The sequence below is a fragment of the Flavihumibacter sp. UBA7668 genome, assembly GCF_002483205.1.
Taxonomy (GTDB): domain Bacteria; phylum Bacteroidota; class Bacteroidia; order Chitinophagales; family Chitinophagaceae; genus Flavihumibacter.
Genome location: NZ_DLHM01000003.1, coordinates 204,147 through 221,232, shown reverse-complemented (window position 1 = coordinate 221,232; position 17,086 = coordinate 204,147). Strand labels below are relative to the sequence as shown.

The window sequence follows — 17,086 nt, the reverse complement described above, 5'->3', positions numbered from 1 at the left end:
CGGGAATAAGTGATCCCCGGTTCAGTGGCTGGTAAGCGAATAGCAGTAAGATTTGGTCAATTAGTAGATAACGTTTTAATATCCACCTGTTATATAAGACTGCAAGACATTTTGAAATGCTGCGTGAATTTTCATTTTTTTTTAAATAGTTAACAAACTGCATCCTCGAATATCGCTATTATCAACCCGGCCCAGTACTTCAAACCCACCGTCGCTATATAGCTTACCCATATCGTCGGTTGCTATAAAACAACAGGAATCCAGATTGGCAAGGTCTATTACATTAATTACTCCATTGATAATCAGTTGTTTGGATCTATTTGAGGAATCCGGCGCTGACAGAATTTGAAGCGGATCATCTTCCTCCCGTAATAGAATTTTCATCCAGTCCGGACAATAAAACTTTCCATCATCACCACAATAGGCCTGGGATAATAATTCTGTCATGCCGTATTCAGAATGAATGCTGGCACCCGGAAAATTGGCTGCCAGTTGATCATGCAAAGCTGCGCGGGTAATTTCCTGCCTTCTTCCCTTCATTCCACCAGTTTCCATAATTACAGTGTTATTCAATGGCATTGGATGAGATTCAGCAAAATCAAGCAAGGCGAAAGTGACACCAAAAAGAAGGATTTTCTGTCCTTTTTTTTGCAATCTTTCGAGTGTTTCAGCCAAACGATCGTGGTCGTACAAATAAAATCCGCTATCCGGATGGCCACTCATACGGATCAGTTCATCCACCATTACTACCAGACTGGAATGTTGCCGTTCCAAATAAGAAGGCAGTAGGCCGATTATACACCAGTTTCCAGGCGGACCATAAAACTGCTGGAAGCAACGGGTAAAACTTTCCCGGTAAACAGCCATCTCCCGGACAAAATGTCGACTGTTTATTTGTCCGGTTGTACCACTGCTTTCAAACCATTCTTCCGGTTCATACAGGCCGGTTTTGATTTCCATGGATTTAAAAAAACGAATAGGTAAAAAGGGGATATCTTCAGGGTGCTTTACCCGATCGGGGCTGCGTCCTATACTATCGGAGAACCTTTTGTAAACAGGGTTGTTCTGGTATTGGTAACTATAGATATCCAGAACCAGATTTGTTTGCTGGTTAACTTGATTTGAAAAAATTTTATGAATCAATTCACTGCGCATGTTAGGTAAATCAGCCGGTAGTTGATAAATTCGTTCACAATATAGAAGCTTTATGTTTAGGAAACTGGTACCCCTTATATTGATTATTGTTGTGGTTGCGGCCTGCGGCAAAGATAATTTCAATACCAAACCAAGCCTCAAATTAAAGAATCAGAGTAGGATTGTGCCTGCGGATAATGAAGCTGTTTTCTTCGTAAATGCGGAATATACCGATAAGGAAGGGGATCTTTCCGGTATACGGGATTCCTCCATCTATTTTCAGGCAGTTCTGTTAAATGTACGGTCGGTTATTGGGGGTCCCACTTACCCGGCGGCCTATGCCTCTTTACCTGAATTTCCGGATAAACGCAGCGGAGAAATTGAATTAAGACTTGATCGTTTTGCCTATTATAAACAAATTCAGGCGAATCAGGGGGGTACAGATGCAAATGATACCATTGTAGTTCGCATAGCCATCAAAGACAAGGCTGGAAATATCAGCGATACATTAACTTCTGATCCTATTATTCTGCTGGGACAGTAGATTTGCAGCATGCGGAAGCTCGCAGATTTTTTTTTATTTAGCGCAATTTTTATTGGCCTTTGTGCTGTTGCACTATGTTGGGAAACCAATCTGTTATTGGGCTTGAAATCCAGTCATTGGTCATTGTACTGTTTTGTATTTGGCGCAACCTTGTTGCAGTACAACCTGCATTATTTTTTTAAGAAAGCGCATGCGTTTAAAAGTGAACGGCAGGACTGGTCGATTCAAAACCGGCTAACACAAAAAATATTAATAGCTGCCGGACTTCTTTTGGTAATCCTTAGTTTATTCTGGCTGGAGCCAAGGCATTTTGTGGTGCTTGCTGTATTGGCGATACTTGCCAGTTTATATTCCTTCCCCTTACTGCCATTTGTAAATAAACCGCTCAAGGAATTTGGACTATTAAAAATCGGTCTGCTTTCTCTTGAATGGACCCTGGTTACCGTCTGGTTTCCGGCTGATCAGCAGGGAATTGATATGACCAGTTATTGGCTTGTTTTTTTGCGTCGCTTCCTGTTCATGTTTGTGCTTTGTCTCCTGTTTGATATGCGGGATCGTGAACTGGATGCCACCAATGGTATCAGGACAATTCCGGTGCGCATGGGTGTTAGTAAGAGTTATCGGCTTGCGGATATTATATTGCTGATTTTTGTTTTGATTTCGTTAATTCAGTTGATTCGAACAAGCGATTTTCCGTTTTTCCATGCAATGTTGCTATCCGCTCTGTTAACCCGCTTTGTTATCCAATTGACAAAAAAGTTTGATAACGATTATATTTATCTGGCCGGTATTGATGGTATGATGCTGGTTCAAACCGCATTGGTGGCAATTGGAACGATCTAGGCTTTATCTTTGAAATAATAAATTGTGGCTTCTATGGCAAAAGCAAAAAAAGAAAAGAAGAGCGAGTCAATCCTTACAGAAAAATCGCATGCATTCATGCGCAATTACCTGAATACTCCAAGTCCGGTTGGCTTTGAATCCGGTGGTCAGCGGGTTTGGCTGGATTACCTGAAACCCTATGTAGATACTCATTTTGTAGATCCTTATGGAACAGTAGTTGGTGTAATTAATCCGGATGCTCCGTTTAAAGTTGTTATTGAGGCCCATGCAGATGAAATAAGCTGGTTTGTCAATTATATCAATGCAGAGGGACTAATTTATCTTAAACGGAATGGGGGAGTGGATCATCAGATTGCACCTTCTCAACGGGTATTTATCCATGGTAAAAAAGGCCCGGTAAAAGCAGTTTTTGGCTGGCCGGCAATCCATACCAGATTATCCAATCCTGATCAAAAGGAACCTGCTGCAAAAGTGGATAATCTTTTCCTTGATAGTGGTGCAAGATCCAAAAAAGAAGTGGAAGATTTAGGCATTCATGTAGGCGCGGTTGTTACCTACCAGGATGGATTTGACGAGCTGGCTAATGATTATTATGTGGCTCGTGCATTTGATAACCGGATCGGTGGAGTAATGATTGCTGAAGTAGCCCGATTATTAAAAGAGAATAAGAAAAAGCTCCCCTATGCACTGTATGTGGTGAATGCAGTTCAGGAGGAAATCGGATTACGTGGAGCGGAGATGATCGCCCGCAGAATCAAACCTGATATTGCTATTATAACAGACGTTACCCATGATACTTCTACTCCCATGATCAGCAAAATTATTGAAGGTGATGTGGTTTGCGGTAAAGGACCTTCCCCAACCTATGGTCCGGCGGTTCACAATAAATTACTTGCTATTGTACAGGAAGTGGCAGAAAAATCCGGCATCCCTTTGCAGATGAGAACAGTTAGCAGAAGTACCGGAACAGATACGGATTCCTTTGCATATGCCAATGATGGGTGTCCGTCTGTTCTTATCTCCATTCCCTTGCGCTATATGCATACGACGGTGGAGATGTTGCATAAAAATGATATTGAGCAAACCATCCGTTTGATGTATGAGACCCTGTTGACACTGACGCCAAAAACAAATTTGAAATACCTATAGGAGGTGAAAGGTCATCCCCATTTGATGGTATCCCTTAGCATTCGAATAAAATGATCGTGCATAACGCAATTGGAATCGGTTAAGTAATACGCCGAGTCCCATGGAAAAGCCGGTTAATCCATTGGTAGTATTGGGAATAATCAATTCTCTTCTGCGCAGGTGATTGTATCCAATGCCTAGTTCAATTTTGTCTGCAATGAATGCCTGAGCCCCTAAAACAACATGCTGAAAAATCTGATCAGCGGTGCTGATACTGCTGTCGGGTTTAAATAATACCAGCCTATGTAAATCCCTGAGCGTTACAGAAAATTGCAAGGGTGCGTTATTTAATCGCTTGGTTATTCCAAGCTGCAGGTCAAAAGGTAAATTTTCTATGCCTTCATTGGTAAAGGAGCTGAGCTGTGTGCCCATATTTTTCATAACAAGTCCGGCTTGAAACTGACTTGCACTATCAAAATAGGTTAGGCCAATGTTAATTGCTAAGGCACTTGACCGATAGGCCCCATAATTTGATTGAATAAACTGCAGGGAAGTTCCATACTGCCATTTTTCAAGATATTGCCTGGATGCAGCAACCTGAATCTGGTAATCACGTGGTTGAATAGTGCCAAACTGGTTCCCTGATGGGTCTGTTTGTTGTATGCTTCCATATCCGATATATTGCACATGTGCTGCAAAACTGGTAGTTATTTTTTCTTTGTAAAATGCAGCTCCCAGATAATATTGTTTTACGCCCGCTGGCATGGGAGTGAAACTGAGTGATAGCTGGCTATGATGATAGGGTCTTAGCAAAGCCGGATTTGCATGAGCTAAACTTAAATCCCTGCTTATCAGGCTGACATTTTCACCACCTATTGAGGTTTGTTGTGCTGAAATAGGTAACCTTAGAAATGAATAAATTGCCTGTCCGCCTGCATTCTGTGCAAAAAGAGTAGATCCTGCTCCCAAACAGATCAATAAGAAAACCATAAGAGAGAGGAAATTCTGCAGTTTCATGTACTTGGCTCACTTGAATGGGTAAAATAAAGAAAATCCCCCATTGATATGGGGGATCATTAACCCTAAAACAACCAACATGAAAAATTTCAATCGTATTTATTACAATGAAATAGTTGGATTGTTTAAAAAATTATACTAAAGCGAGGTCGATTACCTGCTGCATCTGTTTAACGTAATGAAAGTTTAAACCTTTGATAAAATTAGGATCGATTTCCTCCACGTCTTTTTCGTTTTGAGAACATAAAATGATCTCTTTAAGTCCGGCTCTTTTCGCAGCCAGTACTTTCTCCTTTATACCTCCTACCGGTAATACCTGCCCGCGAAGTGTTATTTCACCAGTCATAGCCAGATAAGGTTTAACTTTTTTACCGGTAAATGCAGACATGAGTGCTGTCATCATGGTAATGCCGGCGCTTGGTCCATCTTTGGGTACAGCTCCCTCAGGTACATGAATATGAATATTCTTCTTTTGAAAGAGAGTAGGATCAATGCCCAGTTTTTTGGCATTTGCCTGTAAATAGGTGAGGGCTGTGGTTGCACTTTCCTTCATCACATTACCAAGATTACCGGTTAGTTTAAGCTCTCCTTTGCCTTCGCTGAGTGTAGTTTCTATAAAAAGGATATCGCCCCCAACATAAGTCCAGGCTAATCCTACTGCAACACCGGGCATATTGGCAGTTTTATAGATTTCATTGCTGTACCTTGGTTTGCCCAAAATTTCAGTTACATCAGCAATAGTAAGGGGCGATTTTACCTTATTGTTCATCGCCACTTCCTTAGCCATAGAGCGCATTATTGCAGCCAATTGCCTGTCAAGTTCCCGCACGCCGCTTTCGCGGGTATAATCTTCCACCACTTTTTCCAACACTTTATCATTTATACGGATTGATACTTTTCCTAATCCATGTGCTTCCTTTTGTTTTGGAACCAGGTGCCGTTTTGCGATCTCAACTTTTTCTTCCACTGCATAACCACTGAGGTCAATTATCTCGAGACGATCCCGAAGTGCAGGCTGGATATTATTGACATTATTAGCTGTTGCAATAAAAAGCACTTTACTCAGGTCATATTCAAGTTCCAGATAATTATCATAAAAGGTGTTATTCTGCTCGGGATCCAATACCTCCAGCAAGGCCGAGGAGGGGTCTCCGCGATGATCTGCCCCCACTTTATCAATTTCATCCAGAATCATCACCGGGTTGGACGATTTTACTTTCCGGATGGATTGCAGAATTCTGCCTGGCATGGCACCAATATAAGTTTTACGATGACCGCGGATTTCGCTTTCATCGTGTAATCCACCCAATGCCAACCGTACATATTTACGCCCAATGGCACTTGCTATGCTTCTTCCAAGAGAGGTTTTTCCAATACCAGGAGGTCCCACAAAACAGAGAATCGGACTTTTCATATCACCTTTCAGTTTCAATACAGCGATATATTCTATAATCCGTTCCTTGATCTTGTCCATGCCATAATGATCATGGTCGAGAACAACTTTGGCATGTTTCAAATCATAGGAATCTTTGGTATAGTCTTCCCATGGCAGGTCCAGCATCAGATCGAGGTGATTGTAGACAATGCTGTAATCCGGCGTGGAGGGATGCATTCTTTCGAGTTTTTCAATACCTTTCTGGAACATTTCGGCGGCAGTTTTCGGCCATTTTTTTTGTTCCGCCTTTTTCTTCATCTCCTTTATCTCCAACTCATTGCTGTCTCCACCCAATTCTTCTTTGATACTTTTCATCTGCTGTTGCAGAAAGTATTCCCGTTGCTGTTTATCGAGTTCGGTCTTTGTTTTGTTGGTGAGTTTATTTTTTAGTTCGGCAAACTGGAGTTCCCGCTGCAGCAGCTGCATTAATATATCCGCGCGTTCACCAATTTCGTTCGACTGCAGGATTTTCTGCTTTTCATTCAGTTCTGTATTCAGGTTACTTGATACAAAATGGATCAGGAAAGCCGGGTTTTCGATATTCTTGAGAATAATGGCAGCTTCTGAAGGAATATTTGGTGAAAGCTGAATAATCTGAGTTGCCAGATCCTTGATATTAGCAATATAGGCAGCAAACTGGTCATCAACCGGTGCAGCCACTTCTTCCAATAAGCTTACTTTAGCCCTGAAATAGGGATCCTCACTGGTAAAAGATTCCAATTTGAACCGTCGTTTACCCTGAATAATGACGGTAGTGCCGCCATCCGGCATTTTAATCAGTTTCACAATTTTGGCAACTGTTCCTACGGATTCCAGATCAGTTGGGGCCGGATCTTCAACATTGCTGTCTTTCTGCGCAACTACGCCTACCAGTTTTTCATGTTTGTAAGCGTCATTGACTGCTTTGATACTTTTATCGCGTCCAACGGTAATAGGTAAAACCACTCCGGGAAATAATACGGTATTGCGCAGGGGAAGGATCGGTAAGTCTGCGGGGAGCTCCAGATCGGCTCCATCATCGCTTTCATGCTCATTCAGTGGAATTATAGGAATAAAATCCATTTCATCTTCAGGTCTCAAAAAAAAGTTCGTTTGATTCATACTCATCTGTTGATGTGACAAAATAACACATCCTGCCTGTTTTACATAGGGCAGAAGGCAATAGTTTCTAAAGTCAACTATGGTGCCATGCCAGGATTTTGACCAGAATTGGCGGATAGACCTCTTAAAAATGACATATAGTTCGCCGGAGCTATTCAGTCACCAAGAGGCAATCCTTATATTTGCGCCCCGTGGGAGACTGAAGAACCCGCATAAAAAATATTCCATATGTCAGCATTGATGGATCAGTTAGGTGAAACCGTCCGTTATATTCAAAGCCATTGGGCCATAAAACCAGAAGTAGGCATCGTTTTAGGCAGCGGATTGGGTAATCTTGTAGCTGAATTGAAGATTGAAAAGGAAATTCCTTATCAGGATTTACCTCATTTTCCTGTTTCAACAGTAGAAGGGCATAGTGGGAAGCTCATCTTCGGGCAACTGGGTAATAAACAGGTTATTGCCATGTCCGGACGTTTTCATTATTATGAAGGGTATTCTGCAAGTGAAGTTGCTTATCCCATCCGCGTGATGAAGCTCCTGGGTGTTCAGACCCTGTTACTTAGTAATGCGGCCGGAGGAATGAATGCGGCATTTTCAGTTGGAGACCTCATGATTATCCGCGATCAAATCAGCCTTTTTACCGTTAATCCGCTTCTTGGAAGAAACGAAGCAGAATTGGGGCCGCGTTTCCCGGATATGAGTGAACCTTATAATAAAACAGTAATCAAAAAAGCAGTTGATATTGCAGATAAGCTCGGCATTACTGTTCATCAGGGGGTATATGCAGGGGTAACTGGTCCAACCTTTGAAACAAGGGCGGAATACAAATTGCTTCACCTGGCTGGTGCTGATGCGGTTGGTATGAGTACAGTACAGGAAGTGATTGTAGCCCGTCATATGGATATGCAGGTTTTTGCCATCAGCGTTATCACTGATCTCGGGATCCGGGAGGAAGAAAATATAATTACGCACCAGGAGGTTTTGGAAGCAGCAGCTGCTGCTGAACCGAAATTAACCGCCATTTTCAGAGAACTGGTTCAAGCTATCTGATGTATAACAAACTTGTTTATACCGTTGTCCTGATTTGCCTGCTGGGTACCGTTACTGCCTATGCACAAAATCCATTACGCAGATTGCCCGGGATGGGTGGTGGGGGAATGGGAGGTGGTTCAACTCAGGACAGCCTGAAACGTAGGGATAATAATGAGGATTCGATTACTATCTGGTTTCGATACCTGGATACTTCAAGGGCACAACTGCTGGATTCCTCCATCGTTGATTTCTATAAGAGATTTCCAGTACCTGCCAATTATACCTATTTAGGTAACCTCGGACTGGCAGCCCGACCATTGGGATTTAATCCGATTTTGAAAAGTGGATTTGATCCGGGGTTTCATGCCTATGATCCGTATAAATTACGGCTCGATCAGGTTCGCTTTTTTCAAACAACCCGGCCTTATTCTGAATTGAATTATGTATTGGGAAGTTCTGCAGAACAGATCATTAATGTAATGCATACCCAGAATATAAAACCAAATTGGAATTTCGCGATTCAATACAACCTGATCAATAGTTTGGGAGCGTTTAAAAATCAATCGACTAACCATAGCCGCTATTTGTTTAATTCGGATTACACTTCGAAAAACAAACGCTATCATTTGTATTTTGTGGCCCTTTCCAACTCCATGCAGTCCAACGAAAATGGAGGAATTCAGGATGATTATGACTATATGTCTGACCTGGTCAGTTACCAGGAAAGATCCGCCATTCCTGTTCAGTTGGGAGATTATGTGCCGTATCGCCGGAATGTATTAAACAGTGTATTAAATACCGGTAACCGCCAGCGTACCACCACTTATCTGATCCGCCAACAATATGATCTGGGAAGGAAAGACAGCATTGTAACGGATTCTTCTGTAATTCCTCTATTCTACCCAAAATTGAGGATCGAATACAATCTTCAATACAACCGGCATAGATATCGCTATCTGGATCGTCAACCCCAGGATAGCTTTTATATAAAGAACTATGATTTTCTTGTTGACCCTGCAAATGAGTTTACCATCGAAGAATCCTGGAATGATGTGATCAATGATTTTTCTCTGTATAGTTTTCCGGATGAAAAAAACGCCCAACAGTTTCTGAAAGCAGGCGTTTCATTGCAAAATCTTACTGGAATTTTTACAGATGGCAAAAGGACTTTTTATAACCTCTTTATCCACGGCGAATACCGGAATAAAACACGTAATCAAAAGTGGGATTTGGAAGCACAGGGTAAACTTTATCTGGCAGGATACAATAATGCTGATTTTGATGTCAATGCAAGTATCAAACGTTATATCAGCAAGCAGCTTGGCTATATAAAGGCGGGATTTCAGAATGTGAACCGCACCCCTTCTTATATATTTGAACCGGGCAGCAGTTTTAGCCTGGTTGCGCTGCCTTCTTTAAACAAGGAAAATATCACCCGGATTTATGGTTCACTTGATAATCCCTTAAAAAAATGGAATTTGTCGGCCAGTTATTCATTGGTAAGCAACTATACTTATTTTACGGATTACTATAAACCTAATCAGGCTTCTGCTTTATTTAATGTACTTGAAGTCAGCGCTGAAAAGAATTTTCGGATTGGTCGTCGCTGGAACTGGATGGCCAGAGTTCAGTTACAACAGCGGGCAGGGGATGGGCCGGTAAATATGCCGCTGCTGTTTACCCATCATCGCTTTGGATATGAAGGAACACTTGGCTTTAAGAACCTTCGGTTTGCAGCCGGACTGGAGGGACGATATCACACCGCCTATAAAGCAGACTTTTATTCCCCCATGCTTAGTCGCTTTTATTTCCAGGATACAGCTACCTTAAAATTGAATTTTCCTGATATAGCAGCTTATCTGCATTTCCGGATCAGGAGTTTTGCGGCCTACATTCGGGCAGAAAATCTGAATACAGTTACTTCAAAGGATGGAGTGTTCGGATTCTACAATAACAACCTGGCTGCGCCAAATTATCCTCATCAGGGATTAATGATACGGGTTGGGATATTCTGGAGTTTTGTTAACTGACGAAAATCAGGTCTATTTTAACAGTATGAGGTTTTGAATTGTTAAAAAACAGGCTAGCTTTGTGTAGTTGAAAAAAATCTTCACCATATCATTAGCTTTTCTCTATCTGCTGGTTTCCAGCGGTATTCTGATAGAGATTCATCATTGTATGGGGCGTTTTGCAGATGCAAGTCTGCATGTTTTCAGTCATGAACCTGATGCAGGGGAGTGTGGAAAATGCGGAATGCCAAAATCTGAAGAGTACGCCCATTGCTGCAAAGATGAAATCAAGCTGGTAAAAGTGGACGATGACCAGAAAGCCGGTGGCGTTTATTATCAGATTGATGCTCCGGTAGCTGTGGTTCATTCAACACCCTGGACAGAATGGATAAGCCCGGTTCTGCTTCTCGATAAAGAACAGTTTCCGCCTGCTCATGGGCCGCCACAGGCTGTTCTGCCTTCCTTCCAATCTCTTTACTGCATATTCAGGATTTGATAAATTGGATAGCATTCTTACTGGGCATTTTATGTCCAGCCAAAATTACCTATTTATCATTTTTAAGATCTTGAATCATGAAACTTATCACATTAGTATCTATACTGTTTGTAACCACTTTTGCATTTGGTCAGAAAAAAAGCGAATCCATCAAAGTGTGGGGCAATTGCGGCATGTGTAAAAAAACAATTGAAACTGCAGCTAAAACAGCTGGTGCAACCACTGCCGACTGGAATGAAGAAACTAAAGTTCTACTGGTTTCTTATAAAGCAAAGAAAACATCCTCTGATAAAATACAGGAAGCTATAGCTCAATCCGGCTACGATACCGAAAAATTCACTGCCGATGATGCAACCTACGATAAATTGCATGGTTGCTGTAAATACGATCGCAAAACAGCTTCTGTAGATGATGAAAAATCAGCTTGTTGCAAAGATGGAAAATGCACCGGTGAATCCTGTAAAGCCGCCTGTTGTAAGGATGGAGCCTGTGAAAAACAGGGTGATTGTTGCAAAGGGGGGACCTGCTGCAAGAAATAATTTTTCAAACTTTAATTCCTCACGATGAAGCAATTTATAATTGCCTGTTTCCTGGTTGTACTGGGATCAGGTTCCTTTGCACAATTTTCCAAAGCAAGTTTACAGGCGAGTGGACTTACCTGTGCACTTTGCACAAAAGCGATAAATAATTCTCTGGAACAGTTGTCTTTTATTAAATCGGTAAAGCCGGAAATCAAAACTTCCTCTTTTATTATTGAGTTTAAGGAAGGGGTTGCCATTGATATTGATGCACTTCGCAAAGGTGTGGAAGATGCAGGATTTTCTGTAGCAAAATTGCAGCTTACCGGGAATTTTGATCAGTTGGCTGTTCAGTCTGATGAGCATGCTAGTTTAAATGGCAAAACCTTTCATTTTCTGTCTGTAAAAAAGCAGACCCTTTCAGGAGAGCAGGTGCTAACAGTAGTAGACAAGGATTTCCTTCCGGCAAAGGAGTTTAAGAAATACAGCAAATCCAGTTCTATGTCCTGTGTTCAAACAGGGAAAGCAGGAGATTGCTGTAAAAAAGAAGGGTTGACAGCTGACACCCGAATTTATCACGTAACGATATAATTTTACAACAGGTCCGGGATTTAAACCCGGACTATTTTATAAACATATGAAAAAGAGTATCCTTTCTGTTTTTCTTGCAATGATGGTGGCAATTGGAGTTGCACAGCCCAAAATAGGCGATATGGCACCCGAAATAGTGTTGAAAACGATAACAGATAAAGAGGTCCGCTTATCTGGTCTGAAAGGTAAATATGTGCTGGTGGATTTTTGGGCCAGTTGGTGTGCACCCTGCCGGAAATCTAATAAACAATTAGGTCCTGTATATGATCGGTATAAGAAAAAAGGCTTTGAAATAGTGGGCATAAGTCTGGATGAAGAAATAGCTTCCTGGAAGAAAGCAGTAGCTGCCGATAAGATTAACTGGATTCAGGCCCGGGAAGAAGGTGGATGGAATGCTCCTGTTGCATTGGCATGGGGGATTGAGCAATTGCCAACTTCTTATTTGCTGGATAAAACCGGAAGGATTATTTCTATTGATCCAAGTGCTGGCGAAATTGAATTGGTAGTACGCCAGGGTTTAAAATAATAAACATGAAATATATAGGGGGGCTGCTCGGATGCCTGATGGTTTCATTCAGCATTCAGGCCCAGGAATTGTATGTCTTTTCAGATCCGGCTTCGAATTTGCCCGCCAGATCAGTTAGTGCTAAACTTACAGCCAGATTCGCGGATCTGCCGAATTCCGGACAGATTCGCCAGCGCTATATGCCTGAATTGATGGTCGGACTACATAAAAACTGGATGGCCCGGTTGAGTACCAGTTTTTCGAATTTTTATCAATCCGGACAGAAATGGGAGTCGGCAAAACTGTATGCAAAATGGAGATTTTTTTCAGAGGATGGTATTCATCGCCACTTCCGGTTGGCTGCATTTGCTGATGGGGCATTCAGCAGAAATGAATTGGTTTATGATGAAATGAACCTGGATGGTGATAACAGTGGTTTCCAACTCGGATTGATAGGAACACAATTAATGCATAAACTGGCTATTTCCGGCACAGCGAGTTATATGCGGGTGTATGATGAAAAGCTTAAAACCATGCCGGATATGCATGATAAGGATGCCATTGCGTATAGTTTGTCAGCAGGATACCTGTTGTTTCCGAAATCCTATGCCGACTATGAGCAGGTTAATTTGAACCTGTATGTTGAGTTATTGGGAATGAAAGGTTTTGGGCCAGGTATGTATTATATGGATATAGCCCCTGCTATTCAGTTGATTTTCAATAGTTCCACTAAATTTAATCTGGGGGCCAGATGGGAAACAACAGGAAATATGAGCCGGGTTGCCAGGAATAACTATTTTTTGAGTATGGAGTCTACTTTCCTGAATGTACTGAAAAAGCGGAAAAAATAGACTAAAACAGCGGTCGGGGTCGTTATGAAGCATATCCAATTCTTCCTTTATGAAAAAGATCTGTTTTGTAATTGTATGCTTCCTGCCTTTGCTACAGGCTATTGGTCAGCGGGTTGATCTCGATCGCTTTTCTTTTTCAGTGAATTACAGAGAGTTGCCTCAATTTCCATTGGATAGCAGTTTTCGAACCTATGATTTTAACTGCCAGCTTGGTCCATTGATGAAAATGGCAATCGGGAATGAATCTCCGGCTGAGCGGCTTGAAATCCAGGGCTGGAAATGGCTGGCCGCAAATGGACATATTACCGTGCAATTGAAGATGGAAGATCTGATTATAACAAAATCGGATATCAGTCAGCGGGAAGAAATCAAAAAAGACAAAAACGGGAATATAGTCAGTAAAAAAATGTTTTATTCCCCTTTGCTGACTTATACTTATGCAGCCCGGGTAATTATAAAAGACTATACCGGTCGGCAGATTGATGAATACCAGATGGTGAACCGGTCGCAGAATTTTACCTATAAAGGAACAGAATCGGGCTCAAAAATCGGAGCTGCCAATATATTGCTGAATATGGTATTCCTGACCACTCAGGTAAGCCGGGATGTTTTATACAGAACAATTTATCAATTATCGACTAACCTTACCCGTCAGTATGGCTACCTTGAGAAACGAGTTTCCGATATAGTTTGGATTGTTGCTAATAAAAAGCACCCGGAATACAGTCGATTCAGGTCAAACTGGGGTATTATAAAAAATGCACTATTTAAAATAAATACCAACGAGCCGATTGGTTCCATTTGGGAAGAAGTGCAACCTGCAATCGTTTATTTTGAAAAAATTCGCAAACAATATGCAGACACGGATAAGCATGATCGTAAGTTGCGATACGCCTCCCATTTTATATTAAGCAAACTTTATTTTTACCTCGATAAGCCGGAACTTGCTCAGAGAGAGGCTTCTGACCTGATTTTGAATGATTATGACAGTAGGGATGGGCATCATCTGGAGTCGATGGCAAATTATCTTAAAAATGAACTGGCGATAAATAACCGCAATACCCGTTATTTTCCACTTTACACACAAAGCTTTGAAGGACCTCGGAATGTATCCTTATATTCGGGACAGTAAAACCGAATATGCCATTGTTTGCCGGCCTGGACCTGGGTACTACACATACTAAACTCCTGGTGCTGGATGAAAAAGGAAATCTGCTTCATCAGGCAAAAGCTGCTTACACCAAAGGTTTTGGTGCACATTTGGATCCGCAGGAGATTCTGACATTGTCACTTCAACTGTTATTTGAAACATTTTCGAATAAGGATGGTATTGAGGAACTTGTTTATCTTTCGTTGAGTGCAGCTATGCACAGCCTGGTGCTGGTTGATGAAAACTGTTATCCTCTTAATTCAATGACTACCTGGGCTGATACAAGCAGCCAGGATATTGTTGCAAAAAATCGGAAAGAGCCTGTGATTCGAACACTTGTTGCGGAAACAGGAACACCCTTTCATCCGATGACACCGTTTGCTAAATTATGGCAAATTAAGGAAGAACAGCCTGATTTGCTTGCCCGGGTATTTAAATGCATTGGAATAAAAGAATTTATCTGGTACCATCTAACAGGTTATTGGGAAATTGATCATAGTATGGCGGCGGCAACGGGAATGTATGCTCCCTTGCTCCAGGATTGGCATCCTCTTGCATTGGAACTTGCCGGCATTCGAAATGACCAGCTGCCGGAAATTCATCCGGTTGAAAGGCGTGTGGATCGGGGGATATTAAATAAGCCCGGATATCGGTTTGTATATATATTAGGTGGTTCTGATGGATGTCTGGCGCAAATTGGCAGCAGGGCTATGCAGCCAGGTGTTGCAAGTCTGACTATTGGAACCAGTGGTGCTATACGGGTGGTTCTACCTCAGTTTAAATCAGATCCGGATAGTGGCTTGTTTTCTTATCAGCTGGATTCCGATAATTATGTATGTGGAGGCCCCACAAATAATGGAGGAATTGTTCTCCAATGGTGGGAGGAGAAAGTGATGGGAAAAACTGCTCCATTAGGAATTCTGTTGGATCAGTTTGAGAAAGAAGCTGCTTCGGTTCTGCCAGGCTGTGAAGGATTAGTTTGTCTGCCTTATTTTGGCGGAGAGCGTGCTCCTGTCTGGGATGCTTCTTCCAGTGGTATGTTTGCCGGAATCCGGATGAATCATCACCAGGGGCACTTTAAAAGGGCAATGGTGGAAGGTGTCTGTTTTATTTTCAAACAAATATTGGAAAGAATTGAAGAAGTGAATGGTTCGGTTCTGAGAATAATTGCAAGTGGTGGATTTACACAAAGTGAATGGTGGTTGCAGGTAATGAGTGATGTACTTGAACGAAGAATTGAGGTTGGAAAAGAAGATGCCGATGCTTCTGCCCTGGGTGCTATTGGGGTTGGCATGAAATCCGCAGGGGTTATAAGAAATTGGACGGATTTAGAAAAATTACTCCCTTTCAGCTATAAAATGGTGGAACCGGATTCCTCAACTAATACCATTTACCGCAATCAATACCAACAATTTCTACGCTTATGTCACTACTCATAATTTTGCTGGCGCTTGGTTTGCTATTTTGGATGACGCTGAATAAATGGAGTCCCTTTGTTGCTTTGCTTGCAGCCTGCCTGCTTATTGGTTTATTGAATGGAATACCAGTTCCTGATTTGATGCGGGCAATGGAAAAAGGAGTTGGTTCAATTTTGGGAAGCATGGCACTGATTCTTTGCCTGGGTGCCATGCAGGGAAAAGTATTGGAAAAAACTGGGGCCGCAAAAGTTATCAGTTTTTATCTGATGGAAAAATTTGGTAAATCAGGCATTCAATGGGCCGTATTACTGATGGGTTTATTAGTTGGTATCCCCTTGTTTTACAATGCCGGTTTTGTGATACTTGTTCCCTTTGTGTTTACGATTGCCGCCAGTGCAAAAGTACCATTAATGTTTGTTGCTATTCCCCTTTCCGCAGCATTGTCTGTTACCCACGGTTTTTTGCCACCGCACCCCGGACCAGTAAGCCTTGCTTCCATATTCAATGCTTCGATTGGTAAGACCATGTTGTATGGTTTGATTGTAACTGCTCCATTGGTTTGGCTGGCTGGCATACAATTTGGAAAACGATTTCGGAATTTTGGAACTATACCTGTAATGGAGGAAAAAGAAGAGGAGAAAAATGCACTTCCTTCCGTAGGGATAAGTATTGGAATAGCCATTTTGCCGGTTGTTTTGATTGCATTGCCTGCTGTGATTATTCCCTTATTAGGAACTGATTCTGGAATTATCCATTTTGCAAAGGCAATTGGTGATCCAGTTTTGGCAATGCTTGTTTCGGCGATGGCAGCCGGTTATTTTTTATGTATTCGCAGAGGGATAACGATTTCAGTACTCACCCAATATTATGGATCAGCTATTGAAGGAATTGCGGTTATCATGATGGTAATTGCAGGTGGCGGTGCGTTGAAGGAGGTGTTGATGCAAACCGGGGCTGCTACACAGGCGGCTGATTTCTTTACGCGATATTCATTTCCACCCTTGCTGGCTGGTTGGCTGGTAGCTGCTACTATCCGTGTAATAATTGGTTCTGCTACCGTTGCCGGAATTACAGCAGCAGGGATATTGGCGCCGCTGGTATTGGCATCTGGCGTTTCACCGGAATGGATGGTTTTATCGGTGGGTGCCGGAAGTATTTTTTGTTCACATGTAAATGATACCGGCTTTTGGATGTTCAAGGAATATTATGGCCTGACGGTAAAAGAGACATTGCTATCATGGACGATAATGGAAACCATAATTTCAGTTGCAGGGTTGTTATTGATCATGTTATTCTCCTTATTTTTTTAGCTCG

At 41.9% G+C, this 17,086-nt stretch carries 16 protein-coding genes; 13 read left to right on the top strand and 3 right to left on the bottom strand.

What is annotated here, in order from left to right:
* Positions 1-141: 141 nt before the first annotated feature.
* Positions 142-1,155: an acyl transferase gene (locus B2746_RS06755; RefSeq protein WP_290792096.1), complete on the bottom strand. Its 1,014-nt coding sequence runs from the start codon at positions 1,153-1,155 to the stop codon at positions 142-144.
* 52 nt (positions 1,156-1,207) lie between these two features.
* Between B2746_RS06755 and B2746_RS06750 the strand changes: the two genes are divergently transcribed.
* Genes B2746_RS06750 through B2746_RS06740 form a run of 3 tightly spaced genes read left to right on the top strand, consistent with a single transcriptional unit; the run spans position 1,208 to position 3,670 of the window.
* On the top strand, positions 1,208-1,678 hold the full coding sequence (locus B2746_RS06750) for a hypothetical protein (RefSeq protein WP_290792095.1): 471 nt from the start codon (positions 1,208-1,210) through the stop codon (positions 1,676-1,678).
* A gap of 9 nt (positions 1,679-1,687) precedes the next feature.
* The gene (locus tag B2746_RS06745) at positions 1,688-2,521 is read left to right on the top strand and encodes a UbiA family prenyltransferase (RefSeq protein WP_290792094.1); all 834 of its coding nucleotides are present in this window, start codon (positions 1,688-1,690) and stop codon (positions 2,519-2,521) included.
* Between the two features lie 33 nt (positions 2,522-2,554).
* Positions 2,555-3,670 (top strand): M42 family metallopeptidase, encoded by a 1,116-nt coding sequence (locus B2746_RS06740; protein WP_290792093.1) that lies wholly within the window; start codon positions 2,555-2,557, stop codon positions 3,668-3,670.
* Here the strand turns inward: B2746_RS06740 and porQ are convergent.
* Together porQ and lon are read right to left on the bottom strand one after the other, a co-directional pair.
* Positions 3,665-4,666: a type IX secretion system protein PorQ gene (porQ, locus tag B2746_RS06735; RefSeq protein ID WP_290792092.1), complete on the bottom strand. Its 1,002-nt coding sequence runs from the start codon at positions 4,664-4,666 to the stop codon at positions 3,665-3,667. The genes B2746_RS06740 and porQ overlap by 6 nt on opposite strands.
* 133 nt (positions 4,667-4,799) lie before the next feature.
* Positions 4,800-7,202, bottom strand: coding sequence for an endopeptidase La (gene lon, locus B2746_RS06730; RefSeq protein ID WP_290792091.1), 2,403 nt, complete (start codon positions 7,200-7,202; stop codon positions 4,800-4,802).
* Between the two features lie 228 nt (positions 7,203-7,430).
* On the opposite strand from lon, the gene B2746_RS06725 reads away from it, so the two are divergent.
* The 10 genes from B2746_RS06725 to B2746_RS06680 all read left to right on the top strand — a co-directional run bounded on the left by B2746_RS06725 (position 7,431) and on the right by B2746_RS06680 (position 17,082).
* Positions 7,431-8,252: a purine-nucleoside phosphorylase gene (locus B2746_RS06725; protein WP_290792090.1), complete on the top strand. Its 822-nt coding sequence runs from the start codon at positions 7,431-7,433 to the stop codon at positions 8,250-8,252.
* A complete protein-coding gene (locus tag B2746_RS06720) occupies positions 8,252-10,264 on the top strand; it encodes a putative porin (RefSeq protein ID WP_290792089.1) in 2,013 nt (670 codons plus the stop codon). Before B2746_RS06725 ends, B2746_RS06720 begins: the two co-directional genes overlap by 1 nt.
* A gap of 67 nt (positions 10,265-10,331) precedes the next feature.
* Positions 10,332-10,739: an HYC_CC_PP family protein gene (locus B2746_RS06715; RefSeq protein WP_290792088.1), complete on the top strand. Its 408-nt coding sequence runs from the start codon at positions 10,332-10,334 to the stop codon at positions 10,737-10,739.
* Between the two features lie 77 nt (positions 10,740-10,816).
* Complete coding sequence (locus B2746_RS06710; RefSeq protein ID WP_290792087.1) at positions 10,817-11,278, top strand: cation transporter; 462 nt, start codon at positions 10,817-10,819, stop codon at positions 11,276-11,278.
* Positions 11,279-11,302: 24 nt separating this feature from the next.
* Complete coding sequence (locus tag B2746_RS06705) at positions 11,303-11,848, top strand: heavy-metal-associated domain-containing protein (protein WP_290792086.1); 546 nt, start codon at positions 11,303-11,305, stop codon at positions 11,846-11,848.
* A 46-nt stretch (positions 11,849-11,894) separates the two neighbouring features.
* The gene (locus B2746_RS06700; protein ID WP_290792085.1) at positions 11,895-12,374 is read left to right on the top strand and encodes a TlpA family protein disulfide reductase; all 480 of its coding nucleotides are present in this window, start codon (positions 11,895-11,897) and stop codon (positions 12,372-12,374) included.
* A 5-nt stretch (positions 12,375-12,379) separates the two neighbouring features.
* A complete protein-coding gene (locus B2746_RS06695; protein WP_290792084.1) occupies positions 12,380-13,204 on the top strand; it encodes a hypothetical protein in 825 nt (274 codons plus the stop codon).
* 49 nt (positions 13,205-13,253) lie between these two features.
* Complete coding sequence (locus B2746_RS06690; protein ID WP_290792083.1) at positions 13,254-14,336, top strand: hypothetical protein; 1,083 nt, start codon at positions 13,254-13,256, stop codon at positions 14,334-14,336.
* Between the two features lie 8 nt (positions 14,337-14,344).
* Entirely contained in the window at positions 14,345-15,793 is a 1,449-nt protein-coding gene (locus tag B2746_RS06685; RefSeq protein WP_290792082.1) for a gluconokinase, read from the top strand.
* Positions 15,778-17,082, top strand: coding sequence for a GntP family permease (locus tag B2746_RS06680; protein WP_290792081.1), 1,305 nt, complete (start codon positions 15,778-15,780; stop codon positions 17,080-17,082). Before B2746_RS06685 ends, B2746_RS06680 begins: the two co-directional genes overlap by 16 nt.
* Positions 17,083-17,086 lie beyond the last annotated feature (4 nt).

What these genes read in the sequence shown, in the direction of transcription:
- B2746_RS06755 (WP_290792096.1), bottom strand. Translation starts at nt 1,155, where the DNA reads ATGCGCAGTGAATTGATTCATAAAATTTTTTCAAATCAAGTTAACCAG.
- B2746_RS06750 (WP_290792095.1), top strand. Translation starts at nt 1,208, where the DNA reads ATGTTTAGGAAACTGGTACCCCTTATATTGATTATTGTTGTGGTTGCG.
- B2746_RS06745 (WP_290792094.1), top strand. Translation starts at nt 1,688, where the DNA reads ATGCGGAAGCTCGCAGATTTTTTTTTATTTAGCGCAATTTTTATTGGC.
- B2746_RS06740 (WP_290792093.1), top strand. Translation starts at nt 2,555, where the DNA reads ATGGCAAAAGCAAAAAAAGAAAAGAAGAGCGAGTCAATCCTTACAGAA.
- porQ (WP_290792092.1), bottom strand. Translation starts at nt 4,666, where the DNA reads ATGAAACTGCAGAATTTCCTCTCTCTTATGGTTTTCTTATTGATCTGT.
- lon (WP_290792091.1), bottom strand. Translation starts at nt 7,202, where the DNA reads ATGAATCAAACGAACTTTTTTTTGAGACCTGAAGATGAAATGGATTTT.
- B2746_RS06725 (WP_290792090.1), top strand. Translation starts at nt 7,431, where the DNA reads ATGTCAGCATTGATGGATCAGTTAGGTGAAACCGTCCGTTATATTCAA.
- B2746_RS06720 (WP_290792089.1), top strand. Translation starts at nt 8,252, where the DNA reads ATGTATAACAAACTTGTTTATACCGTTGTCCTGATTTGCCTGCTGGGT.
- B2746_RS06710 (WP_290792087.1), top strand. Translation starts at nt 10,817, where the DNA reads ATGAAACTTATCACATTAGTATCTATACTGTTTGTAACCACTTTTGCA.
- B2746_RS06705 (WP_290792086.1), top strand. Translation starts at nt 11,303, where the DNA reads ATGAAGCAATTTATAATTGCCTGTTTCCTGGTTGTACTGGGATCAGGT.
- B2746_RS06700 (WP_290792085.1), top strand. Translation starts at nt 11,895, where the DNA reads ATGAAAAAGAGTATCCTTTCTGTTTTTCTTGCAATGATGGTGGCAATT.
- B2746_RS06695 (WP_290792084.1), top strand. Translation starts at nt 12,380, where the DNA reads ATGAAATATATAGGGGGGCTGCTCGGATGCCTGATGGTTTCATTCAGC.
- B2746_RS06690 (WP_290792083.1), top strand. Translation starts at nt 13,254, where the DNA reads ATGAAAAAGATCTGTTTTGTAATTGTATGCTTCCTGCCTTTGCTACAG.
- B2746_RS06685 (WP_290792082.1), top strand. Translation starts at nt 14,345, where the DNA reads ATGCCATTGTTTGCCGGCCTGGACCTGGGTACTACACATACTAAACTC.
- B2746_RS06680 (WP_290792081.1), top strand. Translation starts at nt 15,778, where the DNA reads ATGTCACTACTCATAATTTTGCTGGCGCTTGGTTTGCTATTTTGGATG.